The sequence below is a fragment of the Rhizobium sp. NFR07 genome, from assembly GCF_900111905.1.
In the GTDB taxonomy this organism is placed as follows: Bacteria; Pseudomonadota; Alphaproteobacteria; order Rhizobiales; family Rhizobiaceae; genus Neorhizobium.
This window is the reverse complement of the sequence record NZ_FOKM01000009.1, coordinates 242,778-269,695: the sequence shown is the minus strand read 5'-3', so window position 1 is coordinate 269,695 and position 26,918 is coordinate 242,778. Positions and strand designations below refer to the sequence as shown.

General features: G+C 61.7%; 25 protein-coding genes. 9 read left to right on the top strand and 16 right to left on the bottom strand.

Going from position 1 to position 26,918, the window contains the following annotated elements; genetic code table 11:
- The coding region (locus BM216_RS20190; protein ID WP_177230849.1) for a glutamine synthetase beta-grasp domain-containing protein at positions 1-359 on the bottom strand (359 nt) is incomplete at its 3' end.
- A 413-nt stretch (positions 360-772) separates the two neighbouring features.
- Between BM216_RS20190 and BM216_RS20185 the strand changes: the two genes are divergently transcribed.
- Positions 773-964, top strand: coding sequence for a DUF2735 domain-containing protein (locus BM216_RS20185; RefSeq protein WP_093000993.1), 192 nt, complete (start codon positions 773-775; stop codon positions 962-964).
- A 56-nt stretch (positions 965-1,020) separates the two neighbouring features.
- On the opposite strand, the gene BM216_RS20180 is transcribed toward BM216_RS20185, so the two are convergent.
- On the bottom strand, positions 1,021-2,052 hold the full coding sequence (locus tag BM216_RS20180; protein ID WP_177230848.1) for a YeiH family protein: 1,032 nt from the start codon (positions 2,050-2,052) through the stop codon (positions 1,021-1,023).
- Positions 2,053-2,163: 111 nt separating this feature from the next.
- Here BM216_RS20180 and BM216_RS20175 point away from each other — a divergent pair, with 111 nt between their 5' ends.
- Complete coding sequence (locus tag BM216_RS20175; RefSeq protein WP_093000992.1) at positions 2,164-3,045, top strand: LysR substrate-binding domain-containing protein; 882 nt, start codon at positions 2,164-2,166, stop codon at positions 3,043-3,045.
- A 29-nt stretch (positions 3,046-3,074) separates the two neighbouring features.
- Here BM216_RS20175 and BM216_RS20170 read toward each other — a convergent pair whose 3' ends face one another.
- The 3 genes from BM216_RS20170 to BM216_RS20160 form a co-directional block, all read right to left on the bottom strand.
- Positions 3,075-4,925, bottom strand: a complete 1,851-nt coding sequence (locus tag BM216_RS20170; protein ID WP_093000991.1) for an ABC transporter ATP-binding protein — start codon at positions 4,923-4,925, stop codon at positions 3,075-3,077.
- A 202-nt stretch (positions 4,926-5,127) separates the two neighbouring features.
- Positions 5,128-7,041, bottom strand: coding sequence for a methyl-accepting chemotaxis protein (locus BM216_RS20165; protein WP_093000990.1), 1,914 nt, complete (start codon positions 7,039-7,041; stop codon positions 5,128-5,130).
- Positions 7,042-7,388: 347 nt separating this feature from the next.
- On the bottom strand, positions 7,389-7,796 hold the full coding sequence (locus BM216_RS20160) for a rhodanese-like domain-containing protein (protein WP_093000989.1): 408 nt from the start codon (positions 7,794-7,796) through the stop codon (positions 7,389-7,391).
- A gap of 76 nt (positions 7,797-7,872) precedes the next feature.
- Here BM216_RS20160 and ftrA point away from each other — a divergent pair, with 76 nt between their 5' ends.
- Positions 7,873-8,874, top strand: a complete 1,002-nt coding sequence (gene ftrA / locus BM216_RS20155; RefSeq protein ID WP_093000988.1) for a transcriptional regulator FtrA — start codon at positions 7,873-7,875, stop codon at positions 8,872-8,874.
- A 26-nt stretch (positions 8,875-8,900) separates the two neighbouring features.
- Here the strand turns inward: ftrA and preA are convergent, their stop codons facing one another.
- Positions 8,901-10,214, bottom strand: coding sequence for an NAD-dependent dihydropyrimidine dehydrogenase subunit PreA (gene preA, locus BM216_RS20150; RefSeq protein WP_093000987.1), 1,314 nt, complete (start codon positions 10,212-10,214; stop codon positions 8,901-8,903).
- 15 nt (positions 10,215-10,229) lie between these two features.
- Positions 10,230-11,603 (bottom strand): NAD(P)-dependent oxidoreductase, encoded by a 1,374-nt coding sequence (locus tag BM216_RS20145; protein ID WP_093000986.1) that lies wholly within the window; start codon positions 11,601-11,603, stop codon positions 10,230-10,232.
- Between the two features lie 216 nt (positions 11,604-11,819).
- Between BM216_RS20145 and BM216_RS20140 the strand changes: the two genes are divergently transcribed.
- From BM216_RS20140 to BM216_RS20125, 4 genes are all read left to right on the top strand, one after another.
- Positions 11,820-12,251, top strand: a complete 432-nt coding sequence (locus BM216_RS20140; protein ID WP_093000985.1) for a hypothetical protein — start codon at positions 11,820-11,822, stop codon at positions 12,249-12,251.
- Between the two features lie 161 nt (positions 12,252-12,412).
- Positions 12,413-12,745: a FliM/FliN family flagellar motor switch protein gene (locus BM216_RS20135; protein WP_093000984.1), complete on the top strand. Its 333-nt coding sequence runs from the start codon at positions 12,413-12,415 to the stop codon at positions 12,743-12,745.
- 179 nt (positions 12,746-12,924) lie between these two features.
- Positions 12,925-13,338 carry a DUF2325 domain-containing protein gene (locus BM216_RS20130; RefSeq protein ID WP_093000983.1) on the top strand — a complete coding sequence of 138 codons (414 nt, stop codon included), beginning with the start codon at positions 12,925-12,927 and terminating at the stop codon, positions 13,336-13,338.
- The gene (locus BM216_RS20125; protein WP_177230847.1) at positions 13,319-13,540 is read left to right on the top strand and encodes a hypothetical protein; all 222 of its coding nucleotides are present in this window, start codon (positions 13,319-13,321) and stop codon (positions 13,538-13,540) included. Before BM216_RS20130 ends, BM216_RS20125 begins: the two co-directional genes overlap by 20 nt.
- 171 nt (positions 13,541-13,711) lie before the next feature.
- On the opposite strand, the gene BM216_RS20120 is transcribed toward BM216_RS20125, so the two are convergent.
- From BM216_RS20120 to BM216_RS20090, 7 genes are all read right to left on the bottom strand, one after another.
- Complete coding sequence (locus BM216_RS20120; protein WP_244530242.1) at positions 13,712-14,083, bottom strand: DUF423 domain-containing protein; 372 nt, start codon at positions 14,081-14,083, stop codon at positions 13,712-13,714.
- A 4-nt stretch (positions 14,084-14,087) separates the two neighbouring features.
- Entirely contained in the window at positions 14,088-14,477 is a 390-nt protein-coding gene (locus tag BM216_RS20115; RefSeq protein ID WP_093000981.1) for a group II truncated hemoglobin, read from the bottom strand.
- 112 nt (positions 14,478-14,589) lie between these two features.
- Positions 14,590-14,781 carry a hypothetical protein gene (locus BM216_RS20110; RefSeq protein WP_093000980.1) on the bottom strand — a complete coding sequence of 64 codons (192 nt, stop codon included), beginning with the start codon at positions 14,779-14,781 and terminating at the stop codon, positions 14,590-14,592.
- Between the two features lie 60 nt (positions 14,782-14,841).
- Positions 14,842-16,443, bottom strand: a complete 1,602-nt coding sequence (locus BM216_RS20105) for an ABC transporter ATP-binding protein (protein WP_093000979.1) — start codon at positions 16,441-16,443, stop codon at positions 14,842-14,844.
- 1 nt (position 16,444) lies between these two features.
- Positions 16,445-17,590, bottom strand: a complete 1,146-nt coding sequence (locus BM216_RS20100) for an ABC transporter permease (RefSeq protein WP_093000978.1) — start codon at positions 17,588-17,590, stop codon at positions 16,445-16,447.
- A complete protein-coding gene (oppB, locus tag BM216_RS20095) occupies positions 17,583-18,506 on the bottom strand; it encodes an oligopeptide ABC transporter permease OppB (protein ID WP_093000977.1) in 924 nt (307 codons plus the stop codon). The genes BM216_RS20100 and oppB overlap by 8 nt, the downstream gene beginning before the upstream one ends.
- 55 nt (positions 18,507-18,561) lie before the next feature.
- Positions 18,562-20,160, bottom strand: a complete 1,599-nt coding sequence (locus tag BM216_RS20090; protein ID WP_093000976.1) for a peptide ABC transporter substrate-binding protein — start codon at positions 20,158-20,160, stop codon at positions 18,562-18,564.
- A gap of 695 nt (positions 20,161-20,855) precedes the next feature.
- Here BM216_RS20090 and BM216_RS34070 point away from each other — a divergent pair.
- Positions 20,856-21,011, top strand: coding sequence for a hypothetical protein (locus BM216_RS34070; protein WP_093000975.1), 156 nt, complete (start codon positions 20,856-20,858; stop codon positions 21,009-21,011).
- 259 nt (positions 21,012-21,270) lie between these two features.
- Positions 21,271-22,278 (top strand): aldo/keto reductase, encoded by a 1,008-nt coding sequence (locus BM216_RS20080; protein ID WP_093001019.1) that lies wholly within the window; start codon positions 21,271-21,273, stop codon positions 22,276-22,278.
- A 98-nt stretch (positions 22,279-22,376) separates the two neighbouring features.
- On the opposite strand, the gene BM216_RS20075 is transcribed toward BM216_RS20080, so the two are convergent.
- Both BM216_RS20075 and BM216_RS20070 read right to left on the bottom strand, forming a co-directional pair.
- Complete coding sequence (locus tag BM216_RS20075; RefSeq protein ID WP_093000974.1) at positions 22,377-25,559, bottom strand: efflux RND transporter permease subunit; 3,183 nt, start codon at positions 25,557-25,559, stop codon at positions 22,377-22,379.
- Positions 25,556-26,743: an efflux RND transporter periplasmic adaptor subunit gene (locus BM216_RS20070; protein WP_093000973.1), complete on the bottom strand. Its 1,188-nt coding sequence runs from the start codon at positions 26,741-26,743 to the stop codon at positions 25,556-25,558. Before BM216_RS20070 ends, BM216_RS20075 begins: the two co-directional genes overlap by 4 nt.
- Positions 26,744-26,918: the final 175 nt, after the last annotated feature.

The window sequence follows — 26,918 nt, the reverse complement described above, 5'->3', positions numbered from 1 at the left end:
GGACGGCCGTCTTCGTAGAAGAAGTATTCCTGCTCGAAGCCGAACCATGCATCTTCGTCGTCGAGGATGGTTGCGCGGCTGTTGGACGGATGCGGGGTAACGCCATCCGGCATCATGACTTCGCACATGACGAGAGCACCGTTCGTGCGGGCCGGATCCGGGTAGATCGCGACGGGCTTCAGCACGCAATCCGAGGAGCGGCCTTCGGCCTGCATGGTCGACGAACCGTCGAAGCCCCAGAGCGGCAGCTGCTCGAGCGTCGGGAAAGCGTCGAATTCCTTGATCTGCGTCTTGCCGCGCAGGTTCGGGACGGGGGTGTAACCGTCGAGCCAGATGTACTCGAGCTTATACTTGGTCATGTTTTATCTCTCAGGCCGTGATCTTCATGGTTGAGCCATCCAGAATGCCTGCCTTGCGGCCGCCACCCCGGGCTTGCTCTATCAAAAGCACGTGCCGTGCCAGTTTGCCGTCTCCGGGCGAGGTGCCTTTAAAAAAATGTTACAAATGCAAGGTCGCGCGCGCTCGGCAGGACTGAATCGCATCCGTACATGGATAAAGCAGGCGTTTTGGCACTTGGCTGTGGCCCGCGGAACTTTCTCGCGCCAATGCTGTTGGCCTTTTAACGCGCAGATTTCTGCAGCGAAACTCGACGCGATCTCAATCTTAGCTGGCAACATATATGCAAATGATGTAAATTAATGCATCGAGCATAAAAAATAGGCAAAAATGAAGTCTTGGTCAGTTTGATGCAGTGAAGTGAGGAGGCGATAGGATGGCAGGCATCCATCGTGAAACAGCAAAGATCTACCAGTTTCCGGTCAATCCGCGGCGTCGTCTCGACAATGGCCTGACGACCCCTCTCGGTATGGGAGACATCGTGTTCTCGGTCGTCGATACCTGCTGGTATCATGACGAGGCGGTTCGCGAAGAGGAACGGGAGCCGGAACGCCCAAAGCCCTGCTGAGTGACGCGTAGGCCGGCCGCACCGCTTCAAGCGGGTGCGGCCGTGGTCTCCCGAAGTCAAAATCCGAAAAGTTTGAGCATCACGAAGCCGAAGGCGGCGATGAAAACCCAGCCGAAGGCGCCGAGCGCCAGTGGTCGCCATCCCTCTGCCTTCAGTTTGGCGATATTGGCCTGCAGGCCCATCGCACCGAGTGCCATGGAGAGCAAGAAGTTGGTCAGCATGACGATGCTCTTGCTGGCCTCGGTGGGAATGTCGACCACGCTGTTGACTGCCATCATGGCAATGAAACCCAGCACGAACCAAGGCATCGGAACGCCGCCCGACTGTCCCTTGCCGTTTGCGCCTGAACGCAGGGCAAGTGCCAGCGTCATGACGAGCGGTGCCAGCAGCACGACGCGGGCGAGTTTCGAAATCGTGCCGAACTGACCCGCGACATCACCAGCCTGAAAAGAGGCGGCGACGACCTGGGCCACTTCGTGGATCGTGGCGCCGGACCACAGGCCGTAGGCGCGCTCGTCGAGCCCCAGCGGGGACGCCAGCAACGGGTAGGCCAGCATCGAGATGGAGCCGAAAAGCGTAACGCAGGCGACGGCATAGGCGACATGTTCCTGCTTGCCGCGCACGACGGTGTTTGCCGCGATCACCGCGGATGCACCGCAGACCGAGGTTCCGGCGGCGATCAAATCCGTCAGCTGGCTGTCGACGCCGAGTGCGCGGCCGGCAAGCCTGATGGCGAGGAAGGAGGCTGCGAGCGTAAGTGCGACCATGACAAGTGCCGCGCCGCCGAGCGACAGGATCTGCGCTACCGTTACCTGCAGGCCGAGCAGGGTGATGCCGAAGCGAAGGATGCGTTTCAGCGAAAAGCCGATACCGGGTTCGATTGCCGCCGGGAGGCTCAGCGTGTTGCGGATCAGCATGCCGATGATGATGGACAGGATCAGCGGGCTGAGAGCCGTCCAGCCGGTTAGCGATCGAATGGCAATCGCGATCGCAGCGATCGCTGCCGTCAACAGGATGCCAGGCAGAAGCGGCGGCAGGGTCGCCAGCGAACTGGTTCCGCGTTCTAGGGCTGTTGTGCTCGGCCTCATGAAATTTCCAAAATATTCGAACTTTGTCGAAAATCATTCTCCTCTCAGCAAAAGAACAAATCCAATTGATAAGTTTTGTGATATCGTTCGCTAAAATCGAATGATGGCGCAATGACACTCGACCAGCTCAGGATATTTCTGGAAGTCGCGGCGCGCGAGCATGTGACGCAGGCGGCGGAAGCGCTCAATCTGACGCAATCGGCTGTCAGTGCGGCGATCTCGGCGCTTGAGGCGCGCCACGGCGTGATCCTGTTCGACAGGGTCGGTCGGCGCATCGCGCTGACGGAAGCCGGCAGGTTGTTCGTCGACGAGGCGCAGGGCGTGCTGGAGCGGGCGAAGGCGGCGGAGCTGGCGCTCGCCGATCTCGGCGGTTCTGCCGCCGGCGTGCTGCGCATCCATGCCAGCCAGACGGTGGCGAGCTACTGGCTGCCGTCAAGGCTGGTCGGCTATCACGAACGTTTTCCGCGCGTCGATCTGCGGCTCACCGTCGGCAATACCCAGAGTGCTGCGGAGGCGGTGCTTGCCGGCGCGGCCGAGCTTGCGGTGGTGGAGGGCGAGATCGCGATGCCGGAGCTTCGGCGTTCGCTGGTGGCGCGAGATCGGCTCGTCCTCGTGGTCGGCAGTCGCCACCCTTGGGCGGACGGGAGAGAGCTCACGGCCGATGATCTTCTGGAAACATCCTGGATCATGCGAGAAAAGGGCTCCGGTACGCGTTCGGCTTTCGAGGCACATCTGACGAGCCTTGATATCGACCCGCAGGCGCTATCAGTGGTGCTGGAAATGCCGTCGAACGAGGCGGCGATCGCGGCTGTCGAGGCGGGGCTGTCGGCTACGGTGCTCTCCAGCCGGGCGACCGAATTCCATTCGCTGGCCGGTGCGCTGCATGTGGCCAATTTCGAGATGCCGTCGCGCGCCTTCTCGACGCTACGTCACGGTGAGCGGCATGTCACGCGGGCGCTTGGGGCCATGCTGGGGATGCTGGGGAAAGGGTGAGCGGATGGCTTTCGAAACCGTCCGGCCGATCATGCATCTTCCGCAATGAAGCCACCAGTCTGGCGTTTCCATAGGCGGGCAAAAAGGCCGTCGCTCTCGATCAGGTCTGCGGGCGTTCCCTCCTCGATGACCCGTCCCTTATCGAGCACCAGAATGCGATCCATCTTGGCAATGGTGGACAAGCGATGGGCAATCGCAATGACCGTTTTTCCCTCCATGACGAAATCGAGCCGGTCCTGGATTGCGGCTTCTGACTCGCTGTCTAGGGAGGATGTCGCCTCGTCCAGAACCAGGATAGGCGCGTTTTTCAGCAGGACGCGTGCGATGGCGATGCGCTGTCTCTGGCCGCCGGACAGTTTGATGCCACGATCGCCGACAAAGGCTTCGTAGCCCGTGCGGCCTTCTGCATCCTTCAGTTCGGCAATGAACGCGTCGGCACTGGCAGTCTTTGCTGCATCCTCGATTTCCTGCCGTGTCGCTTCGGGGCGGCCGTAGCGGATATTGTCGCCGACCGAGCGATGGAGAAGGGCGACATCCTGTGCGATAACGCCGATACTTTGTCGCAGACTTGCCTGCGTAACGTTTTTTATGTCCTGACCATCGATCAAGATGGCGCCATTGCCGGGATCGTAGAAGCGCAGAAGCAGGCTTACCAGCGTCGTCTTTCCTGCACCCGACAGGCCGACAAGGCCGACTTTTTCTCCGGGTTTGATGACGAGCGAAAGATCCTTGACCACTCGTTTTTCCGCCCGGTAGGCGAAGGTGACGTTCTGGACGCGGATCTCTCCGTCCGTGACCGCAAGCTCTCCGGCTCCCGGCCGATCGGTGATGGTCGGCGGTGTCGTCATCACCGGCATGGCGTCCCTGATCGTGCCGATGGCCTGGAAGATCTGCTGGCCCATCTGGAGAAAGGTGAAAGTGTGTGCTGACAGCCGCTGCAGAACGTAGACTGCTGCCACGAACTCGCCGACGGATATGAAGCCTTCGACCAGGCCGGTGAGCCCGATCCAAAGGATGGTGAGCCAGAGGCCGGTATTGAGGGCGACCACGATGAGTTCCGACGTCCGGTAGATTCGTTGCTCGCTGTGCTGGGTATCGACCGAATTTTGAAGGACACGGCGGATTGCACCTGCCTCGCTGTCTTCAGCCGCAAACTGCTTGATCATCTGCATGTTGCCGTAAAGGTCGTTGACGGTGCCGGCTATCAGGCTGCGTTGTTTGGCCGTGCGGCGGGAGCGCTCGGTGAAGATGGGGGCCATCTTCACCGCAAGAGCGACGTTGAGCAGGATCCAGACGACGACAGGGAGCGCCAATTGCCAAGCGAGCGCGCTGAGCAGCACCACGGACCCCGCCATGGACAGAATGAAGCGCGGTATCGTCTGGAACGCGGCAATGATCTGCTGCTGCACGGCGGATGCGACCTGCGAAAGCCGCGAGACAACCTGTCCGGCAAAGAGATCGTGGAAGAATGCGATGTCCTGCCTCTCCACTGCCTTATGGCCCTGCCACTGGATCGCCGCCGGCATAGCAACGCTTAGCGTGTGGGATTGAAGAGTGTTCAGCAAGAACGAGGCGACCGGCAGGCCGGGAAACAGGAGCAGGCCCAGAAACGCCAACAGCCGCTGCTCGCTTTTCAGGAAGGCCGCGGCGCCTTGCTGGCTGACCCCGTCAACGACGACGGAAAGCCCCCAGACGATGGTCAGATTGATCGCCTCCATGGCGATCGAGGCAAGTGCAAGCGCGATTAGAACTCCGCGGAACATCGAGATGAAATGCATGAGCACCGCGACCGGGCCTCTGGAGGGCAGCGGCCGGTAAGGGATATCCAGCGGTCGGATTAGCGTCTCGAACGGGCGGTAAATGGCATCTGAAATCGACATGTCTCTATCGCTTCGAAAATCGGCAAAAAAGGCAGGTTTCAGTTTGCGACCAATAAGACCATCGTCTTCGCTGCGAGGCAACCTCGCAGGGCATCAGGCCTGAAATTCAACCGGGATACTGCTCGGGCGGTATTTCTCACAAAGAAAAAGCCCGGGCGCATGGCGTCCGGGCCTTTTGATTTCGATCGTTGAATGTCGCCGATCAGGCGGCGTTGCGCATCCGGCGGCCCATGGCGCCGAGTTCGCTGCCGGCATCCAGCTTGAAGTTGCTCAGGATCTGCTGCAGCTGTCGGCTTTCGTCGGCCAGTGTCTCGCTGGCGGCGGTGGTTTCTTCCACCATCGCGGCGTTTTTCTGGGTCATCTGGTCCATGTGGTTGACCGAGGAGTTGATCTCGGCCAGCGCCGTTGCCTGTTCGCGGGCAGCAGTGGCGATGGATTCGACGTGTTCGTTGACCCGGTTTACGAGGCCTTCGATCTCGACCAGCGCGCTGCCGGTGGAGCGGACGAGCGAGACGCCGCCTTCGACTTCCGCAGCCGAAGCGCTGATCAGCGTCTTTATCTCCTTTGCGGCGTTCGCAGAACGCTGTGCCAGTTCGCGGACTTCCTGGGCGACGACGGCGAAGCCGCGGCCTGCTTCGCCAGCGCGGGCAGCCTCGACGCCGGCGTTGAGCGCCAGGAGGTTGGTCTGGAACGCAATCTCGTCAATCACGCCGATGATCTGGCTGATCTTGGTCGAAGATTCTTCGATGCGGCCCATGGCGGTGACGGCCGAGCGGACGATCTCACCCGACTTCGCCGCGCTCTGCTTGGTCTCGTGGACCATATCGCGGGCTTCGGTCGCACGGGCCGAGGCGGCGCGGACGGTCGCGGTGATCTCGTCGAGCGCTGCTGCGGTCTCTTCGAGGGCCGCGGCCTGCTGTTCGGTACGCTTCGACAGATCGTTTGCGGCGGACGACAGTTCGGCCGAGTTGTTGTTGATCGTGCTGGCGGCGCCGCGAACATTGTGCATGGTGCCGCGCAGGCGGACCATCGTGTTGTTGACGTTGACCTGCAGTTCGGCGAATGCGCCCTGGAAGTGGCCTTCCATGCTCTGGGTCAGGTCGGCGTCTGCAAGCGCTGCGATGACGCGGCGAACCTCGGTGACGGCGTCATCGACGCTCTCGACCAGTTCATTGACGCCCGATGCGAAGCGGTTGAGGTCCTCGTTCTGGTAGTCCTTGCTGATCCGGCCGGAGAAGTCGCCGGCGACGGCGGAGGCGACCACGGCAGAGATGCTCGACTGCAGGTCGCTGCTGCTGCGGTGCAGGGCGGCTTCCTGGGCCTTCAGTTCATCCATGGCGAGCGCATTGGTGCGGAAGACTTCGACCGCACGGGCCATCTCGCCGATCTCGTCCTTGCGGGCGGCATCGATCTCGAGGTTGTTCATCTCGCCATTCGCAAGGCGGGTCATGGCCTGGGTCAGCGAGCGGATCGGGCGAACGATACCGCGGCGGGAGACCATCGTGCTGATCGCTGCACCGATGATGATGAAGACAACAGCGGAGACAGCCGAAATCAGCATCGCGGTGCTGGAGGAGGCGACGGCCGCGGCGCGGGCGTCGGCCAGCGACTTGCCGGAATAGGTGCTGTAGACCTTGACCGTGTCGGTCACGACCTTCTGGCCGTCAAGCGTTGTCTTGAGTGCTGCGGAAATCGCAGCCGCATCGGCCGGGTTCTTCTCGGCGGTGTCGACCATGCTGCGGATCGCGCCGAAATAGCTGTCGAGTGCGCCGCGGATCGTCTTCAGCTGATCCTTTTCGGTCGCATCTGCAGTGGATTCGATCTTCGGCAGGCGGGCGAGCATTTCGCTCGAGCGCTTTTCGGCATCGGCGCGGAAATCCTTCGCTTTATCCGGTGCCGCCGCCAGCTGGTAGGTCATGCGGCTGATGGCGATGATGTCGACGCGCAGGTCCATCGCCTCGCGGGCAACCTCCTCGCGGGCGCCGACGGAAATCATGGCCTTCTGCAGGCCATAAAGGCCGGTTCCTGCAATGCCTGCGATAATCAGAGAAGAAAGACCCATCACGACGGTGACGAGGCCGAGTTTCTTCGAAATGGCCATGTCTCGAAATGCCATAGTTCACACCACTCAGTTTGCCCAACACAACAGCTCGTGGCGCGTTCTTATGGTTCGCGTCAGGATGCCTCGCTAACGTCTTGCCATGATTACACTAATTGCGGGTTAAGATGTCTTGCGACTACTTGTTTGTTCTTTGGTCGATTGCGAAATTTTTCTGTTTTTTTCGATCATTATTTTCAGCGGTGAGCAAATGCTCGAAAAAGATCACGCTAAAACTCTTTTGAAGTCCGGCACTTCGCTATCAGGAGGCGAAGTGTCGGTAATTTTTGCTGCAATGCAACATTGTTGGGTTGCAAACTATTCTTGTGGCGGCAGATGGAGAATGCCTGGCGATCGGGATGATTTCAGGCGGCGGCAGCTTCCGCTTCGAAGCTGAAACCTTCATCCGCCCAACCCGTCATGCCGCCGATCATGATCTTTACCGAGAGGCCGAGACGGGCGAGGCGAAGTGCTGCCTTGTCAGCCCCGTTGCAATGCGGGCCGGCGCAATAGACGACGAAAAACGTATCTGCCGGCCATTCGGACATGCGATGGGCGGTCATCTTGCCGTGCGGCAGGCTGACCGCGCCCGGCACATGGGATTGAGCAAACAGCGTCGGTGAGCGGACATCGAGCAGAACGAAATCCACCTTGCCGCCGGCGAAGGAGGCGTGCACATCCCAACAGTCGGCTTCGAAGGCGAGCTTCCGTGCAAAATGTTCGGCGGCGTCCTCCGGAGCGGCGGCGGGGAAGTCTGAAACGGGGCTTGGCATTGGCTGATCCTGTGGTTCTTCGGTTGCTGTTGCCGCCGATCATCGCCGATGCTACCGGTGAGAGAAATTGGCCATTATGACTGGCAGCGTGAAGATCATGCCAAAATCATCTATTCATCAAGCCTCCGGTCCGCATGTGGTGGCGCTTGCCTATGACGGGCTCTGCACCTTCGAATTCGGCATCGCCTACGAGGTGTTCGGTCTGCCCCGGCCGGAAATGGGGGAAGGCTGGTATCGCTTCTCCGTCGCCGGCATCGAGCCGGGGCCGCTCAGGGCTGCCGGCGGACTGACGGTATCCGTCGATACTGGGCTGGAGCTGCTGAACGAGGCTGACCTGATCGTCGTGCCGGGCTGGCGCGGCATCGGTGCGCCGGTTCCCGCGCCGCTGGTTGAGGCGTTGCGGGCGGCCCATCGGCGTGGTGCACGGGTCATGTCGCTCTGCTCGGGCGTCGCGGTGCTCGCCGCTGCAGGCCTGCTCGACGGCCGCAAGGCCACGACCCATTGGCGTTATGTCGATGCGCTCGCCGAACGTTATCCGGAGACGGCCTTCGATGCCGCCGTTCTCTACATGGACGAAGGCAACACGCTGACGGCCGCAGGAAGTGCCGCCGGCATCGATCTCTGCCTGCATGTGGTGCGCGGCGATTTCGGAGTCGAGGCGGCGAACAGCGTCGCCCGCCGCCTTGTCGTGCCACCGCATCGGGAGGGCGGGCAGGCGCAGTTCATTGCGGCACCCGTGCCGGAGGAAAGGGAAGGGCTGAGGCTCGGCCCGCTGATCGAATGGATGCGCGAACGGCTGTCGGAGGAACAGTCCATCCGCATGCTGGCCGCCCGCGCCGGCATGAGCATGCGCACCTTTCAGCGCCGCTTCGAGGCGGCGACCGGCGACAGCGTCGGCGAATGGCTGCTGAATGAAAGACTGCGGCACGCCCGCGACCTGCTCGAGAAGCAGTTGACAGCATCGCTGGATGATATCGCGGTCGCCTGCGGCTTCGGCACGCTTGCCACGATGCGCCACCATTTCCGCAAGCGGCTCGGGACGAGCCCGAGCGCCTACCGAAAGTCTTTCGGGGCGTAGAAGCGCCCGGCTTTTCGCCGCGATGACTATTCCGCCGCCTGCCGTGCCATCGGATTGTTTGGATGGGTCGTCCAGTTGGCATAATTCGGATAGACGGTGCGGCCGGTTCGTTGGTCGAGGCTGCCTGGGGGCAGGGCCTCCATCGTGATGCAGTTCTCCACCGGACAGACGTTGACGCAGAGATTGCAGCCGACGCAGTCCTCCTCCTTCACCTCGAAATGCCTGACGCCATCGACAAATGCCGTGATCGCCTGGTGGGACGTGTCCTCGCACGCGATGTGGCAGCGGCCGCATTTGATGCAGGCGTCCTGATCGATATGCGCCTTGGCGATGTAATTCAGGTTGAGATACTGCCAGTCGGTGACGTTCTGCACGGCGCGGCCGGTAATGTCGTCCAGCGTCAGGTGGCCCTTCGAATCCATCCAGGCGGAGAGGCCCGAAATCATTTCCTGAACGATCTTGAAGCCGTAGGTCATCGCCGCGGTGCAGACCTGCACGTTGCCGGCGCCGAGCGCCAGGAACTCGGCGGCGTCGCGCCAGGTCGTCACCCCGCCGATGCCGGAGATCGGCAGACCATGGGTTTCCGGATCGCGGGCGATCTCGGCCACCATGTTGAGCGCGATCGGCTTGACCGCCGGGCCGCAATAGCCGCCGTGACTACCCTTGCCGTCGATCGAGGGATTGGGCGAAAAGCTGTCGAGATCGACGGAGACGATCGAGGAGATCGTGTTGATCAGCGATACGGCATCGGTGCCGCCGCGTTTTGCGGCGCGGGCAGGGTGCCTTATGTCGGTGATGTTGGGCGTCAGCTTGGTGATGACCGGCATGCGGGTATATTGCTTGCACCAGCGCACGACCATCTCGATATATTCCGGCACCTGGCCGACGGCCGAGCCCATGCCGCGTTCCGACATGCCGTGCGGACAGCCGAAATTCAGTTCGATGCCGTCTACCTCGGTTTCCTCGACCAGCGGCAGGATCGCCTTCCAGGCCTCTTCCTCGCAAGGGACCATGATCGAGGCGACGATCGCCCGGTCCGGCCAGTTCTTCTTCACCTGCTTCATCTCGACGAGGTTGGTGTAGAGATCGCGGTCGGTAATCAGCTCGATATTGTTGAGGCCAAGCAGGCGGCGGTCGGCACCCCAGATCGCGCCGTAGCGCGGGCCGTTGACGTTGACGACGGGAGGTCCCTGTTCGCCGAGCGTCTTCCACACGACGCCGCCCCAGCCGGCCTTGAAGGCGCGCTCGACATTATAGGCCTTGTCGGTCGGCGGTGCCGAGGCGAGCCAGAAGGGATTGGGGGATTTGATGCCGACGAAATTGTTGCGGATATCAGCCATGGTTCACGTCTCCCCTCAGGCTACTGCACTGGCGGGCTTGAGCCCGGCGGCAAGCATGCGGTTGATGCTTTCGGCGGCGTCGCGCCCCTGCGCGACGGCCGATACCGTCAGATCCTCACCGCGACTGATACAGTCTCCGCCGGCCCAGACATTTTCGATCGAGGTATGTCCTTCCGCATCGACCGCAATCTTGCCCTTGTCAAACTGCAGGGCGCCGAGGCCGGAAGCCTCGAAGGTCTGGCCGATCGCTTTGAAGATCTGGTCGGCTGCCAGAATGCCAGTCTCGCCGGTGCCGGTCAGCCTGCCGTCCTTCATCGCCATATATTCGACCTCGATGCCGGCGACATGAGCGCCATTGGGGCCGTCCTTGCCGATGATCGATTTCGGCTGAAGCCAGTGGCGGATGATGACGCCCTTGGATGACGCGAGATCCTGCTCCCAGGTCGAGGCGTTCATGTTTTCCTTGCCGCGGCGGTAACAGATCGTCACTTCCTCGGCGCCGAGCAGCTTTGCCTGGACCGCGGCATCGATCGCCGTCATGCCGCCGCCGATGACGATAACGCGGCGGCCGATCGGGATCGCCGCCTTGTCTTTTGCCTGCCGAAGCGCTGCGATGAAATCGACCGCGTCGTCGACGCCGGACAGGTTTTCGCCCTCGACACCGAGGCCGTTGACGCCGGCAAGGCCCATACCAAGGAAGACGGCGTCATATCGGGCGGTCAGGTCCGACAGGGAGAAATCGCGGCCGAGCGCCTTGCCGTGTTCGATGGTGATGCCGCCGATTGCGGTGACATAGTCCACCTCCCGCTGGGCAAAGTCGTCGACCGCCTTGTAGGTGGCGATGCCATATTCGTTGAGCCCACCGGATTTCTCACGCGCTTCGAGAATGGTGACCTCGTGGCCGTTGACGGCCAGCCGGTGCGCGGCGGCAAGTCCTGCAGGTCCGGCGCCGACCACGGCGATCGTCTTCCCACTCGATGCCTTGCGGGCATAGAACTGGCGGCCGGTCTCCATGGCGATGTCGGTGGCATAACGTTGCAGCCTGCCGATCTCGACCGGGCGTTCCTCGGCCGTGTTGCGGACGCAGGCGTCCTCGCAGAGCGTTTCGGTGGGACAGACCCGGGCGCACATGCCGCCCAGAATGTTCTGGTCGAAGATGGTTTTTGCCGATCCGAGAGGATTGCCAGTCGATATCTGCCGGATGAACATCGGGATATCGATGGCGGTGGGACAGGCCGTCATGCACGGCGCGTCATAACAGAAGTAGCAGCGGTCGCTTGCCACCAGCGCCTCATGATGCCCGAGGCGCGGGTGAAGGTCGGAAAAATTCGATGCGTATTCGTTGGACGAGAGGCGCCCGGCCTCTATCCCGCTTCCCAGTCGTTCCATCCGAGTTCCCTCATTCTATGGTCATGGACAACTATTGAGGGAAGGGTACCACGGGCGGAAATTTTATCAATTGGTAAAAATATTGCAGATGCCATTGGGATCAGGCCGCCCGGCTGTCTTTCTCCACAGCATCCTTAAATCTGATAATTGAACATCTTCGCCGATGGGGTTAGGGAATTAACATTGCTTTAACCATCAATTTTCAGGCCGGCCATTTTGCAGAACGGGAAATCCCGCCACTATCTGGCTCAGTTTTACGGAGCCAACGACAACCCGCAGATCCGCCTTCGCAAGGCCAATCTGGTTGCGCGCGCCGTCTATCCGACGGCGGGGGTGAAATCGTTCGCGAGCATCCAGGTGCGGATCGTCGGCCTGCACGAGAATGGCGCGACCATCCAGTCGAGCGCGATCGACTTCCTTCCCGACCATTTCTACCTCTGCCTCGGCGAGAACGAGATCTTCTTCACCTGCGCCAAGATCAATGTGCTCAAGGCGGAGATGGTCGTGTCCTTCTCCCGGCCGGAAGACACGTTCTTCATCGAAACGCTTGCCAAGATCGGCCTGCCGCTCGCGACTCTGAAACGGATGCGTGGCCTGTGCCCTCCCGTCATCCAGGCGCGCATGACGCAGAATCACCGCCGCGGCTGACCGCATTCGTGACAGTGTGTCACCTTGATGCTGCCGGGCCGTCCCATCTGTGGATGTTTACGATCCGTTAAGCCTCGGCTTTCGTCGAAGGCGAAGCCGGCTGGCCGTTGGTTTATTTTTGCCGTGCTGACTGATTCAAATGCATTTCAAAGGTAAACATCATGAGCGACCCAGCGGCCATCGATAAGCCGGCCCTCAACCTGCCCGAATTTCCCTCCGAAGAGGTCGTGAATGTGGCTCAACGACCGGATACGTCGCGTCGTCGTGTGAGTGACATCCCCGTGGAAATCCAGGCCGTGATCGGCAAGACGAAAGTATCGGTCGCCCAGTTGATGGCCGCGGGCGAGGGCGCGCAATTCAGGCTGGACAGCCATTTCGGCGATCCCGTCCAGCTTCAGGTCAACGGCCAGGTGATCGGTTACGGCGAGATCATCGCCGATGATCGCGACAATCTTGTCGGGATCAGGCTTATTTCCATCGAGGCAACACGCTGATCCAAGGGCTTCGGCCCTGTTCGCCTTGGCCAGACCATGGGTCTGAGGACCACTTCGAAAGCCGCCCATTCTTTCTTGATAAAAAGAGTCGAGTTTAATCTTTACTCGAACAGTCAACTTATCTAAGGTGCCGCTCACAACAGGTTCCAGCGAAATGAATCGGTCTGGTGAGGAGCGGCATGGCGAAGAAGAACAAGCGCAAGAACGGCGGCAGCGGTGCGGCCGAGCAGGCCGCAGGTCAGCAGGTGAAGATGGAGCGTGATGCGATCGACATTCGCAGCTTCCTTTATGTCGGCGGGCGCGACTGCCAAGTCGCCCATCTTCGTGCCATTGCCAGCCGCCACGGCGCCGAGCTGATCCATCACGACGGCGGCCTTCGCGAGGCGGTTTCCCGCATCGATACGGTCCTGCCTTCCGTCGACTGCGTCTTCTGCCCCATCGACTGTATTAGCCACGATGCGTGTCTGAGGGTGAAGACCGGCTGCAAGAAGTTCGGCGTCACCTTCGTGCCCCTGCGCAACGGCTCGAAATCGAGCCTCGAACGTGCGCTTCAGACGATGAAGGATCGCAATGATGAAAGAAGAGCGTCCTGACGCCAGCCTGTTCATAGGCCTGCACAAGCTCGCCGAACAGAATGCCGACGGGCTGGTGCCCGAGCTCTACGAGATCCTGGCCAATCGCGGCCGGAATGATGATCACAGCGGAAATGTCGTGAGATTTCCCGCTCATGCGACGGTCGGTTCGACGACCATTCCCCAGTCCGAAGCGGGCAGAATTCTGCCGTTCAGGCGGTAATGTATTTCCACTCCTTACCCTGACCTTGTTCGCGCCATTAGTGCGAGGGGACGCGTGCTGCCCGGCGGCGAGAGGTCGAAGCGGTGAGGCTCAGGTCCTTCTCCCCGTCACGGCGGGGAGAAGGTGCCGGCGGCGGGATACGCCTGCCGGATCTCGTAAGAGAGATCACTCTCAGGCGCGGCGATGGGTGAATAGCGCACCCGCGGCGACGGCGAGCCAGCCAAGCATCATCAGCATGCCGCCAGCGGGGGCTGCGAACGGAAACAGCCGATCTCCGAGAAAATGCCGGGACACGAGGTCGCCGGCAAAGATGATCGTGCCGAGGCCGAGCACGAGTCCTGCGAGCGTCGCCGCCCTGAAGCTTCCATGCGCTATGAAGAGAGCCAGCAGGACAGGCGCATGCGCCAGGCACATCGTCGAGGCTGAGCCGAGGAGATGGGCGTCGCCGCCATGGCTTGCGGCGGCGGCAAGGGCCACGCCTGCAAGGCCCATCAGGCCGCTCACAAACAGAATCAACGGCCGCAATTTGGCGAGTCTTTCCAAGACGCTATTCCTTGTTCTGCATGTGGAAGCCAAGGCGTTCGATCGGCGGCCAGATGATGTCCCGAAGCTTCGGGTTCTCGATCGTCTCTTCCATGGCGCGGCGGAAGCAAAGGAACCATTCGTCCCGCTCCTGCGGCCCGATCTCGGCGCCGAAATGGCGAGAACGAAGGCGCGGATGGCCATATTTCTCGACATAGACCGGCGGTCCGCCGAGATAGCCGGTGAGATAATCGTAAAGCTTGTCCTCGCTGCCTTGAAGGCTTGGCGGGTGGATCGCACGGCAACGCGCCGCTTCCGGCAGCGTGTCCATCAACTGGTAGAAGCGCTTGACCAGCGCCCGGATCGTCGCGTCGCCGCCGATTGCGTCGTAAAGGGTGATGGTTTCGCCTGACATGGATCACATCCGCTGTTCGATCAGCAGGTGTTAACCGCAGGGGGTGACGCGGGCAAGTGCCATGGCGTCGCAACCACTTGGCGTGGCTGCGCTGCAAAAGGAAAGGGCCGGATCACTCCGGCCCCGCATCCGTGTCCTTCGAGCCGTTTGCCGGGAGAGATCCGGTACCCGGCGTCTTGTCGTGATCCGTCAGGTGCTCCTTGGCGTGCGGACCGCCTGCCGGCGTTTTCGCGGCGGGCTTTCCAGCCCTGTCCTTGCCGCTGCCGCCTTCGATGCTTTCCTGGGCACGTCTGTCTTCAACCATGATTGCCTCCGATCTGTCTGTCGGAGAATCAACGTTTTGCGACGGGCAGGGTTCCGGTAGTCAGACGTTGAAGGCAGCGCCGATAAGCGCCTTGGTGTAGTCTGCCCGCGGTGCCTCGAAGATCGCGTCCGTCTCGCCCTGCTCGACGATCTCGCCATTCTTCATGACGATCACATAGTCCGAGATCGCCTTCACCACCGACAGGTCGTGGCTGATGAAGACATAGGAGAGGTTGTGGTCGGCCTGCAGCTTGCGCAAAAGGTCGATGACCTGTCCCTGCACCGAGCGATCGAGCGCGGATGTCGGCTCGTCGAGGATCACCACCTGGGGCTTAAGGATCATGGCGCGGGCGATCGCGATACGCTGCCGCTGGCCGCCGGAAAACTCGTGCGGATAGCGGTTGCGGGCAGCCGGATCCAGGCCGACTTCCTGCAGCGCGGCGATGGCGCGGCGGTCACGCTCGGCCTTGCCGAGGGCCGGCTCATGCACGAGCAGTCCCTCGGTGATGATCTCGCCGACCGTTTGGCGCGGCGAGAGCGAGCCGTAGGGATCCTGGAAGACAAGCTGCATTTCCTTGCGCAGCGAGCGCATCTTCTTGCGGTCGTGGCGCGAAATGTCCTCCCGGCCGAAGCGGTAGCTGCCATCGCTCTGGACGAGCCTGAGCAAGGCCCGGCCGAGCGTCGACTTGCCCGAGCCGCTTTCGCCGACGATGCCGATCGTCTGCCCCTCGTGCAGCTTCACCGAGACGCGATCCACCGCGCGGAATGTGCGTGGACCCTTGGACAGGAAGCCCCTGCCGATCTCGAAATCGACCGTCACGTCGCGGCCCTCCAGGATGACCGGAGTACCGGCTGCCGGCGGCTCCTTGCGGCCATGGGGCTCGGCATCGATCAGCATGCGCGAATAGGCCGATGTCGGGCTTTCGAAGATCTGTTTCGTCTTGCCCTGTTCGACCACTTCGCCCCGGCGCATGACGACGACGCGTTCGGCAAAATGCCGGACGATGCCGAGATCGTGGGTGATCAGCACGATCGCCATGCCGAAGCGTTCCTGCAGGGAACGCAGGAGTGTGAGGATCTGTGCCTGGATCGTCACGTCGAGCGCGGTCGTCGGCTCGTCGGCGATCAATACGTCCGGCTCGTTGGCGAGCGCCATGGCGATCATCACGCGCTGGCGCTGGCCACCGGACAGTTCGTGCGGATAGCTGTCGATGCGGCGGGCGGGATCGGGAATGCCGACCAGTTCCAGTAGCTCCAGCACCCGCCTGCGGGCCTGCCTGTAGGTGCCGCCCCGGTGGTAGACGATCGGTTCGGCGACCTGCCGGCCGATCGTGTAGAGCGGGTCGAGCGACGTCATCGGCTCCTGGAAGATCATGGTGATCTTGGCGCCACGCACGGCGTTCAGCTCGTGTCGCGGCAGGCCGACGAGTTCCAGGCCGCGATATTTCGCCGAGCCGGTCACCATGCCGTTCTTGGCGAGAAGGCCCATGATGCCCATCATCGTCTGGCTCTTGCCGGAACCGCTTTCGCCGACAACCGCGATCGTCTCACCTGCCTTGATGTCGAAGCCGATGCCCTTGACCGCGTTGATGGTGCCATCCGGCGTTGCGAAGTCGACCTTGAGATCGCGGATGGAGAGGATGTTCTGTTTGGTCTCGGCCATGTCAGCGGTCCTTCGGATCGAGCGCGTCACGCAGGCCGTCGCCGATGAAGTTCAGCGAGAACAGCGTTGCCACGAAGAAGATGGACGGAAAGATCAGCAGCCAGGGGGCCGACTGGATGTTGTTGGCGCCTTCCGAGATCAGCGCGCCCCAGCTCGTCAGCGGCGCCTGGACGCCGAGGCCGAGGAAGGACAGGAAGCTCTCGAGCAGGATCACCTTCGGCACCAAGACGGTGACGAAGACGATGACCGGGCCGATCGTGTTCGGGATGATGTGGCGACGGATGATCTGCCAGTCGGTCAATCCCAGCGCCTGGGCGGCGCCGACGAATTCGCGCCGTTTCAGGGCAAGCGTCTGGCCGCGCACGATGCGGGCCATGTCCAGCCATTCCACCGCGCCGATGACGAGGAAGATCAGGATGAAGGAGCGGCCGAAGAAAACGACCAGCACGACGACGAGAAAGACGAATGGCAGCGAATACAGAATCTCGACGAAACGCATCATGACGTTGTCGACGCGACCGCCGAGATAACCCGACGTCGCGCCGTAGACGACGCCGATGCCGAGTGACACGAGACTTGCAAGCAGGCCAACAGCGATCGAGATCTGGCCGCCGAGCATGACGCGGGCCAGCATGTCTCGGCCGTTGGGATCGGTGCCGAAGAAGAAATATTCGCGGCTGACCGAGCCCTCGACCTTCAGCAGGCGACCATCGTTCTCGGTGGCGACGACCTTGGTGTCGTCGAACTCGTTTGCCCGGTCGAAGTACCGTGTCGCGCGGGCATCGATCGGCTCCGCGGCGCTGATCGTCGCCTTGAAGGTCTGGCCCTCGACGTTGAACTCGTCGAGGTTGACGCGGGCGCGGGTCGCGACGCCGCGCATGGCGTCTTCCAGCGATGCTTCATCCGGTCTTGGCTGGAGGCTCGGCGGCACCGTGACATAGGACGAGTAGACCTGATCGTAGCGGTGGGGGACGAAGAGCGGGCCGAGGAAGGAGAAAAGCGCGATCAGAAGCATCACCACGCAGCCCGCCATCGCGGCCTTGTTGCGGCGGAAGCGGAGGGCGGCCAGCTGGAAGAGGCTGCGGCTCCTGGTTTCAGGCAGCGCCGCTGCCGGATCGGTGCCGGGATTGTTGACGATATCAGTCATGACGGACCCTCGGATCGAGCAGGCCGTAGAGAAGATCGACCAGAAGATTGAAAACGATGACGAAGATGGCGATCAGCACGACCGTGCCCATGACCAGCGTGTAGTCGCGATTCAGCGCGCCGAGCACGAAGTAGCGGCCGACGCCGGGAATGGTGAAGATGGTCTCCACCACGGCCGAACCCGTCATCAGGGCGGCAGCGCAGGGCGCAAGATAGGACACGACCGGCAGCATCGCGCCCCGCATCGCATGGGTGATGACGACGATACGCGCCGGCAGGCCATAGGCGCGGGCGGTGCGGATATGGTCGGCATGCAGCGCCTCGATCATCGAGCCGCGGGTGAGGCGGGCGAAGACGGCCAATTGCGGCAGCGCCAGCGCGATCATCGGCAGGAGCAGGTAGGACAGCGATCCATCGCCCCAGCCGCCGGCAGGCAGCAGCGACAGGAGGATGGCGAAGACAAGCGTCAGGACCGGGCCAACGACGAAATTGGGAACGGTCGTGCCGACGGTGGCAAGCGACATGATGGCGAAATCGAGCGTGCTGTTCTGCCTCAATGCCGCCGCGGTGCCGAGCGCCACGCCCCCGACGAGCGCAAGCAGCAGCGCATAGAATCCGAGCTCTATCGAATAGGGCAGGCCCTTGCCGATCAGCTCGGCGACCGAGTTGTCCTTGTAGATGTAACTCGGGCCGAAATCACCCTGAACGGCGTTCGATATGTAGGTCACATATTGCCGCCACAGGGGCTGGTCCAGCTGGTAGGTCCGCATGATGTTCTCCATGGTCGCAGGAGGGAGCGGACGTTCCAGGTTGAAGGGACCGCCTGGGGCAAAACGCATCAGGAAGAATGAAATTGTGACGACGATGAACAGTGTCGGGATGGCGCTCGCAAGGCGGCGCAGGACAAAAGCCAGCATGCGTGAGTCTCCTGCGAGACGGCGCGCGGATGGCGCGCGCCGTCTCTGATGCCAATTACTCGGAAATGCTCAGGAAGCGGCTCAGATGCTCGTTGGCGGCGTTGTCTTCCCAACCCTTGACGCGGTTGGAGACCAGCCACAGATCGGCTTGCGTCAGGAAGGGGGCAACCGGCTGGTCACGCATCAGGATCGTTTCCGCCTGGTGCAGGATCTTGGAGCGGGCTGCCGGGTCCTCTTCCGTGTAGGACTGCTTCATCAGCGCATCGAACTCGGCATTGTTGTACTTGCCGTAGTTGAAAGTCTTGTTGGTGGAGACGTTGAGCGCCAGGAAGTTTTCGGCGTCGGCATAGTCCGCCACCCAGCCGGCGCGGGCGACGTTGTATTTTCCGCCTTCCTGCAGATAGGCATAGTGCGACGAGACATCGAGGTTGGTCATCGTCACCTTGGCGCCGAACGTGTTCTTCCACATATCGGCGACGGCCGTTGCCACGCGTTCGTGGTTCGGGTTGGTGTTGTAGCGGATCTCGACAGTAAGCGGCTTGCCGCCCTCGCCGTAGCCTGCTTCCTTCATCAGTTCGAGCGCCTTGTCCTCGCGGTCGAGCTGCGAAAGCTCGGCGAAGTCGGCCTTGGCCGGCTCGCCATAGGTCGCCATGCCCGGCGGTACGAAGGAATAGGACGGCAGCTGCGAGCCGCTGTAGATTTCCTTGGCGAGGAAGTCGCGGTCGACGGCCATGGAAAGCGCCTGGCGGACGCGGACGTCATCGAACGGCGGCTGACGGCTGTCGAACACGTAATAATAGGTGGCGAGCGTCGGCGAGACGTGGACCTGATCCTTGTAGGTGCCGCGCAGGCGTTCGATCTGGTCGGCGGAGAAGTTGAACACGAGGTCCATTTCCTTCGCTTCGAAGCGGCGCACGGAGGCTGCCTGGTCGTCGATCGGGTAGAAGATCACCTTGTCGAGCTTGACGTTGGCGGCATCCCAGTAGCTGGCGTTCTTTTCGACGACGAGGCTGTCATTCGGCACGTGGCTTACGAGCTTGAAGGCGCCGTTCGACACCATGGTGCCCGGCTTGACGAAGTCGGCGCCGTTTTTCTCGACGCTTGCCTTGGAAACGGGAAGGGCGGTCTGATGGGCGAGCAATTCGAGGAAGAAGGGCGTCGGCTGTTCCAGAGTGACTTCGAGCGTCTTGTCGTCGACTGCCTTGACGCCGAGCTGGTCGACGGGAGCCTCACCCTTGTTGACCTTTTCGGCATTCTTGATCGGATAGAGAATATTGGCGTAGCCGGCAGCAGTCTTCGGATCTTCTATCCGCTTGAAGGAAAATTCGAAGTCCTGCGCAGTAACGGGCGAGCCGTCGGACCATTTTGCATTCTCGCGCAGCTTAAACGTGTAGGTCACGCCGTCATCGGACAAGGTCCAGGACTCTGCAGCACCGGGGATGATCTTGCCGGCGGCGTCGTAAACAGTCAGTCCTTCATAGAGATCCTTGAGGATGAAGGCCTCAATATTGATCGAGGTCTGTGCCTGATCAAGCGTCTGCGGCTCGCCGGCATTACCACGATGGAGAACCGCCTCGGCAAAGGCCGGCGCGCTGGCGAAGAGCACGGAGCCGAGCAATGCGGCCGTGGTCAGGCGAAGAAGACGAGATGACATACCGTTTATCCTTTCCCAGTTTGTTCCGGTTGGTTGCAGGAATGAATGATAGAAAGGCTTGGACTGCAAGGCTTTTCTGATGCTGGTCGCAACAGAATATTAGGCTTTTGCAGGTGCGGTAAACGTCAGGATTGCAAATTCCGCATATCAGGGGCAACGAAAAAGCGATTGACGCCCAATTTGCTGTTTGCTGGCTTGCTGCCTCTCAGGACATCTTACGTAATGGGAAGAAGTGCCGACGAAACCGATCCATCGATGGCATCTGTCCCGGCGCAATTTTCTTGCCATCGGTCGCATTCCGACCGAACCACAGGCAGCATCGCAGATCGATTTGGTGCAACCTTTGCGAGATATTTTTTGTAATCGCTGCGGGGTGTGGATATTTGAGCATCCGTATCCCTGTTACAAAAGCGACAAGGCATCTCCTGTCCGCGGCAGAGCGCCTGAGGCACGCCGTGATTGCTGGCTTTAGCCTTTAATGGGGTAAGGCCTGTGGCGAGTGCCTTTGCCGGGGGTGAAGAGGGGCCGCATCGGAGATGCCTGCCGCGATGCGCGCTCGATATTGATCGACGTTCCGGCTCGCTCTTTGGTCTCCCATGCGTTAGACAGCGAATGCGAAAATGTCTTGCCTCTTCAGAACCGGTTGGCCGATACGCGATCGGCCGACTCGAACCGCCACTCGGATTGCCTGCCGCATGAACGACAACGTCATCAAATTCCAGCGTCCCAAACCGCCGAAGCCGCCTCGCCAAACGCCGCCCTGGTTGCGGCGCCTGCTGACGGTGCTGGGGATCATTATTGCCCTTGTCGCGGTCTGGGGATATTTTCAGTTCGCCGGCTCCAAGCCGTAATTCTCAAGGGTGCGGCAGCCGATTTCGGCCACAGGCACCGTTGTTCTGAGTTTTGCGATCTGACCTGGTCTGAATGATCTGTTGGGTGAACTAGGGGCGACAAGCCCGTTTGGCCGTGGCCCGACGCTGAGCGTCGCCTGATGGCGGATTTAGAGAATTATTCCTATAATATCATAGTTTTACCCGGGCACACGGAATGCGTGCTTGAAGCCGGCGGTCATGGGGCACATCTCGGCGTGAGCAGATGAAGGACAGCGACATGACACTCAAGGACATTCTTCCGAGCAGGCTCGGTTTCGGTGCGGCACCGCTCGGCAATATGTTTCGCGATATTCCGGAAGACGAGGCGCTCGCCACCGTCGAAGCCGCCTGGGATGATGGCATCCGCTATTATGACAACGCGCCATTCTACGGCGCGGGCCTCGCGGAAATCCGCATGGGAAACGCGCTCGCCGGCAAGCCTCGCGATCAGTATGTGATCTCGACCAAGGTCGGCCGCGTCATTCTCGACGAGGTCGAGGATGTCAGTGCCCGCGAACAGGGCGAGAAGGCCGGGGTCTTCCAGTACGGACGGCCGAACAAGATCGTCAACGACTATTCCCATGACGCGACCTTGCGCTCGATCGAGGACAGCCTGACGCGTCTCAGGACGGACCATGTCGAGTTCGCCTTCGTTCACGACCTTGCGCAGGATTTCTGGGGCGACGTCTGGCTGGAGAAATTCGAGGAGGCGCGCAAGGGTGCATTCAGGGCTCTGGACCGGCTGCGTGACGAGGGCGTCATCAAGGCGTGGGGCCTTGGCGTCAACCGCGTGGAGCCGATCGAACTGGTGATGGAACTCGACGAGCCGCGCCCGGATGCCTTCCTGCTTGCCGGCCGATATACGCTGCTCGACCACGACAAGGCGCTGCAGCGCTTGATGCCGGCGGCTGCCGAGCGCGGCCTCGGCGTCATCGTCGGTGGCCCCTACAGTTCGGGTGCCCTCGTTGGCGGGCCGAATTTCGAATATGCGCCGATCAAGCCCGCGATGAAGGATAGGATTGCCCGCATCAAGGCGATCGCCGACCGCCACGGTGTCAGCATGAAGGCGGCAGGCCTGCAGTTCTCGCTTGCCAACCCGGCGGTCGCCGCCGTCATTCCGGGTGCCAGCCAGCCCTCGCGTATCGCCGAGGACAGCGCTGCGCTGAAGGAGGTCGTGCCGGCAGATTTCTGGCAGGAGCTCAAGTCTGCGGGACTCGTCAATCCCGAGGCGCCGCTGCCGGCCTGATGCTGGAGAAAGACTGAAAGAAAATATCCCGGTCGGGGTCCGGCCGGGATATTTTTTAATATTGGCTCCCCGAGAAGGGCGAAGGTAGAGCCGCGCCCTTACTCTGCGGGTGTCGGCTCCATGTGTGCCGACGGCTCTTCCTTTCTCGCCTTCCAGCGCGAGCGCAGGATGACGAAGAAGACCGGCGTCAGGAACAGGCCGAAGAAGGTGACGCCGAGCATGCCGAAGAAGACGGCGGTGCCGAGCGCCTGGCGCATTTCCGCACCCGGCCCTTCGGCGATCGCCAGCGGCAGCACGCCGAAGATGAAGGCGAACGCCGTCATCAGGATAGGGCGAAGGCGCAGGAAGCTCGCCTCGACCGCGGCATCGACGGCACTCTTGCCTTCCTCCTGCGCCTGGCGGGCGAATTCCACGATCAGGATCGCGTTCTTGGCCGCCAGGCCGATCAGCACCACGAAGCCGATCTGGGTCAGGATGTTGTTGTCCATGCCGCGGAAGAAGACCCCGAGCAGGGCGCCCAACACTGCCAGCGGCACGATCAGGATGATCGCGAGGGGCAGGACCCAGCTTTCATATTGCGCGGCGAGCGCCAGGAAGACGAAGGCGACCGACAGCGCGAAGATCCATGTCGCACCACCGCCCGCCTGGCTTTCCTGATAGGCGAGTTCCGTCCATTCGAACGTGGTTCCGGGCGGCAATGTCTGGGCGGCGAGCGCCTCCATCTTCTGTAGCGCCTCGCCGGTGGAAACACCGGGCAGCGCGTTGCCCTGCAGCGGAACGGAGACATACATGTTATAGCGCTGCACCAGGGCAGGGCCGCTCGTGTTGCGGATCTCGACCAGCGTGCCGAGCGGCACGAGGCTGCCGCTCGCCGAGCGGACCTTGAGGTCCAATATGTCGCTCTCATCCATGCGGTACCGCTCGTCCGCCTGCGCCCGCACCTGATAAACGCGGCCGAAGGCGTTGAAGTCGTTCACATAGTTGACGCCCAGATTGCTCGACAGCGTGTCGAAGATGTTCTGCAGCGGCACGTTCAGGTACTGCGCCTTGTCCCGGTCGATATCGAGATAGAATTGCGGGCTCGATTCCGAGAAGGTGGTGAACACGCCGGTCAGGCCGGGCGTCTGGTTGGCGGCGCCCATCATCTGCTGGGCAAGGCCCAGCGCGCGGGTCATGGTCGGGTTTTCCTCGTCCATGATCTGCATCTTGAAGCCACCGGAATTGCCGATGCCCTGCACCGGCGGCGGCGGGATGGCGATGATGAAGGCTTCGTCCAGCGCCTGGAGGCTCTGGTAGAGCGTCCCGATGATCTTGGCGGCGCTGTCACCGTGTTCAAGCCGTTCCTCGAACGGCTTGAACGGCGTGAAGACCACGCCGGCATTCGACGCATTGGTGAAGGTTGCGCCGCTGAAGCCGGCAAACTCCACTGCATCGCCGACGCCGGAAGTCTTGCGGGCGATGTCGGCCACTTCGCGGACGACGGCGTCCGTTCGGCCGAGTGCCGCACCTTCGGGAAGCTGCACGACGATGATCGCGTAGCCCTGGTCCATGACGGGAACGAAGCCGCTCGGCACCTTGGTGCTGAGGAACCAGGTTCCGCCCAGGAGACCCAGGAAGACGAGAAACGCAACGGCCAGCCCGACCGTCGATGAAACAACGCCATGGACGACGCGCGAATAGCCGTGGCTGGTCGCATCGAAGCCGCGGTTGAAGATATTGGCGGCTCCTCCGCCGATCCTCGAGAAGATGTTGCGCTTGCGGCCTTCCGAATGGTCGTGCGGCCGCAGCACCAGCGCCGCGAGCGCAGGGGACAGAGTAAGGGAGTTCAGCGCGGAAATGGCTGTCGCGATCGAGATCGTGACTGCGAACTGCCGGTAGAACTGCCCCGAAATGCCTGGAATGAAGGCTGTCGGCACGAAGACGGCGATGAGCACGAGCGAGATCGCCACCACCGCAGTGCCTACCTCGTCCATGGTCACATGCGCCGCCTGGCGCGGCGTCATGCCCTTGGCCAGGTTTCGCTCGACATTCTCCACGACCACGATCGCGTCATCCACCACGATGCCAATCGCCAGTACCAGGCCGAACAGGCTCAGCATGTTCAGCGACATGCCGAAGGCTGCAAGGAAGGCAAAGGTGCCGATCAGCGACACGGGGATGGCGACGATCGGGATGATCGCGGTGCGCCAGGATTGGAGGAACACGAGAACGACGATGGCGACGAGGATCGCTGCCTCGGCAATCGTCCGGTAGACTTCGGTAATGGATTCCTCGACGAAGCCGGTCGTGTCGTAGACGATGCGGTATTCGAGGCCCGGCGGGAAGCTCGGCTGCATCTCGGTCATGACCCCGCGGACCTCTTCCGCGGTCTGGAGCGCATTGGTGCCGGGCCGGGCGAAGATGCCGAGCGCCACGGCGGGGCTGTTGTTGAGGTAGCTGTTGGTGACGTAGTCCTGCGCGCCCAGTTCGATGCGGGCAACATCCTCGAGCTTGACGAGGCGGCCTTCGGTGCCCGACTTGACGATGACGTAGCGGAACTGGCGCACGTCCGAGAACCGGCCTTCCGTCGTGATCGTGTACTGGAAGCCCATATTGTTGGGGTTCGGAGGGCCGCCGATCGAGCCGCCGGAGACCTGGACGTTCTGGTCGCGCAGGGCGTTGACGACATCGTTCGCCGTCATGTCATAGGCCGACAGCTTTTCCGGATCGAGCCAGATGCGCATGGAATACTGGCGCTCGCCGAAGATCTGCACGTCACCGACGCCTTCGAGACGAACCAGCCGGTCGCGGATGCGGTTGCGGGCGAAGTTCGACGTATAGAGCTGGTCATAACGCCCGTTCGGCGACAGGACGTGGATGACCATCAACAGGTTCGGAGAGCTTTTCGAAGTGGTGACGCCGAGCCGCTGCACTTCCTCGGGAAGGCGGGGCAGGGCGGTCGAAACACGGTTCTGGACGAGCACCTGTGCCTTGTCGAGATCGGTGCCGAGCCTGAACGTCACCGTCAGCTGCATCGTGCCGTCGGAGGTGGAGTAGGAGGACATGTAGAGCATGTCCTCGACGCCGTTGACCTCCTGCTCGATCGGTGTCGAAACCGTATCGGCGATCGTCTGGGCATTGGCGCCTGGAAACGAGGTGCGGATGACGATGGTTGGTGGCGCGATCTCGGGATATTGCGCCACGGGCAACTGGAAATAGGCGACGCTGCCGACGAGCAGCAACACCAGTGAGATGACCGAGGCGAAGACCGGCCGGTCGACGAAGAAATGGGCAAACCTCATTGCTGGGCCTCCGGAGCCGTTCCGTTCGTCGGCGTGTTGGAGGCTTCCTCGCGGTTTTCCTGGGGCAGTTCCGTCGTCACGGGCGTGACCTTGGCGCCGGGACGGACCCGCACCACGCCACGCACGACGATCGTGTCGTTCGGATCGAGCCCGCTTCTGACGACCCTGTATCCGTAGAGCCGCGGTCCGGGGCGTATCGCCTTTGAGACGACCGTGTTGTCCGGCTGAAGCACATAGACGACGCGCTCGTTCTGGTCGGTGCCGATGGCGTCATCGGGGATGAGCATTGCCTGATAGGTATTGGATGCGGTGATCTCGACCCTGCCGAAGAGACCCGGCTGAAGAATGTAATCCGGGTTCGGCAGGCGTGCCCTTATCCGCAACGTACCGGTGGCAGGATCGATGCTGTTTGCCGCGAAATCCACCGTGCCCTGGAAGCTGGACTGGTTGCTGTCGGCAAGGCGCACGGTGACCTTCAGTCCGCCGCCACCCTCCTGCAGGTAGGTGCCGCTCTTTCTTGCCGTCTCGGCGTAGTTGAGCAGGCGCCGTTCATCGATGTCGAAGTAGAAATCGATCGGATCGAGCGCCACGATCGTCGTCAGCTCCGTCTGGTCGGCCTGGACGAGGTTGCCGGTCGAAATCAGGTGCCGGTCGATGCGGCCGCCGATCGGGGCGGTGATCTTGCTGTAGGTGAGGTCCAGCTGGGCGCGTTCGACACTCGCCTGCAGCCCGCCGAGATTGGCCTGGGCGGATTCCAGCTCACGGCGGCGGTCGTCCAGCGTCGAGACGGACTGGCTACCGGACGTGACCAGCGCGTTGACGCGGTCAAACTGCGCCTGGGCATAGACGAGCGTGGATTTTGCCACGGTCAGCTGCGCATTGGCCTCATTCAGCGCTGTGATGAAGGGCCGCTGGTCGATCACGAAGAGCTCGTCGCCCTGCTTGACGATCTGGCCGTCAGTAAATTCGATCTTGTCGAGATAACCGCCGACGCGCGAGCGGATCGAGACGCTTTCGGACGCCTGGAAGCGGCCGATGAAGTCGTCGCTATCGACCACGTCTCGGACGACGGGCTTGGCGACGGTCACCTGTGGTGGGGGTGGGGCATCCTGAGCAAAAGTGGCCGAAGCGGAAAGGCCAAGAATGAATGCGCAGACATATCGAATTGTAGGGAAGCAATGCATGAAATCACTCTCCTTGGTCGTGCGACAGAACACGGGCCGAATTGTCATGGATTTCGCATCGCGGCCGGGTAGTCGGATGAGAATACCTGGCGCGGAGACCGCTTTCTTGTCCTATCAATCTGGATTGATTGGGTTTCACTCTCTTCGCGATCGAAAGCCAAGATATCGCGTTAAA

What these genes read in the sequence shown, in the direction of transcription:
- BM216_RS20185 (WP_093000993.1), top strand. Translation starts at nt 773, where the DNA reads ATGGCAGGCATCCATCGTGAAACAGCAAAGATCTACCAGTTTCCGGTC.
- BM216_RS20180 (WP_177230848.1), bottom strand. Translation starts at nt 2,052, where the DNA reads ATGAGGCCGAGCACAACAGCCCTAGAACGCGGAACCAGTTCGCTGGCG.
- BM216_RS20175 (WP_093000992.1), top strand. Translation starts at nt 2,164, where the DNA reads ATGACACTCGACCAGCTCAGGATATTTCTGGAAGTCGCGGCGCGCGAG.
- BM216_RS20170 (WP_093000991.1), bottom strand. Translation starts at nt 4,925, where the DNA reads ATGTCGATTTCAGATGCCATTTACCGCCCGTTCGAGACGCTAATCCGA.
- BM216_RS20165 (WP_093000990.1), bottom strand. Translation starts at nt 7,041, where the DNA reads ATGGCATTTCGAGACATGGCCATTTCGAAGAAACTCGGCCTCGTCACC.
- BM216_RS20160 (WP_093000989.1), bottom strand. Translation starts at nt 7,796, where the DNA reads ATGCCAAGCCCCGTTTCAGACTTCCCCGCCGCCGCTCCGGAGGACGCC.
- ftrA (WP_093000988.1), top strand. Translation starts at nt 7,873, where the DNA reads ATGACTGGCAGCGTGAAGATCATGCCAAAATCATCTATTCATCAAGCC.
- preA (WP_093000987.1), bottom strand. Translation starts at nt 10,214, where the DNA reads ATGGCTGATATCCGCAACAATTTCGTCGGCATCAAATCCCCCAATCCC.
- BM216_RS20145 (WP_093000986.1), bottom strand. Translation starts at nt 11,603, where the DNA reads ATGGAACGACTGGGAAGCGGGATAGAGGCCGGGCGCCTCTCGTCCAAC.
- BM216_RS20135 (WP_093000984.1), top strand. Translation starts at nt 12,413, where the DNA reads ATGAGCGACCCAGCGGCCATCGATAAGCCGGCCCTCAACCTGCCCGAA.
- BM216_RS20130 (WP_093000983.1), top strand. Translation starts at nt 12,925, where the DNA reads ATGGCGAAGAAGAACAAGCGCAAGAACGGCGGCAGCGGTGCGGCCGAG.
- BM216_RS20125 (WP_177230847.1), top strand. Translation starts at nt 13,319, where the DNA reads ATGAAAGAAGAGCGTCCTGACGCCAGCCTGTTCATAGGCCTGCACAAG.
- BM216_RS20115 (WP_093000981.1), bottom strand. Translation starts at nt 14,477, where the DNA reads ATGTCAGGCGAAACCATCACCCTTTACGACGCAATCGGCGGCGACGCG.
- BM216_RS20110 (WP_093000980.1), bottom strand. Translation starts at nt 14,781, where the DNA reads ATGGTTGAAGACAGACGTGCCCAGGAAAGCATCGAAGGCGGCAGCGGC.
- BM216_RS20105 (WP_093000979.1), bottom strand. Translation starts at nt 16,443, where the DNA reads ATGGCCGAGACCAAACAGAACATCCTCTCCATCCGCGATCTCAAGGTC.
- BM216_RS20100 (WP_093000978.1), bottom strand. Translation starts at nt 17,590, where the DNA reads ATGACTGATATCGTCAACAATCCCGGCACCGATCCGGCAGCGGCGCTG.
- oppB (WP_093000977.1), bottom strand. Translation starts at nt 18,506, where the DNA reads ATGCTGGCTTTTGTCCTGCGCCGCCTTGCGAGCGCCATCCCGACACTG.
- BM216_RS20090 (WP_093000976.1), bottom strand. Translation starts at nt 20,160, where the DNA reads ATGTCATCTCGTCTTCTTCGCCTGACCACGGCCGCATTGCTCGGCTCC.
- BM216_RS34070 (WP_093000975.1), top strand. Translation starts at nt 20,856, where the DNA reads ATGAACGACAACGTCATCAAATTCCAGCGTCCCAAACCGCCGAAGCCG.
- BM216_RS20080 (WP_093001019.1), top strand. Translation starts at nt 21,271, where the DNA reads ATGACACTCAAGGACATTCTTCCGAGCAGGCTCGGTTTCGGTGCGGCA.
- BM216_RS20075 (WP_093000974.1), bottom strand. Translation starts at nt 25,559, where the DNA reads ATGAGGTTTGCCCATTTCTTCGTCGACCGGCCGGTCTTCGCCTCGGTC.
- BM216_RS20070 (WP_093000973.1), bottom strand. Translation starts at nt 26,743, where the DNA reads ATGCATTGCTTCCCTACAATTCGATATGTCTGCGCATTCATTCTTGGC.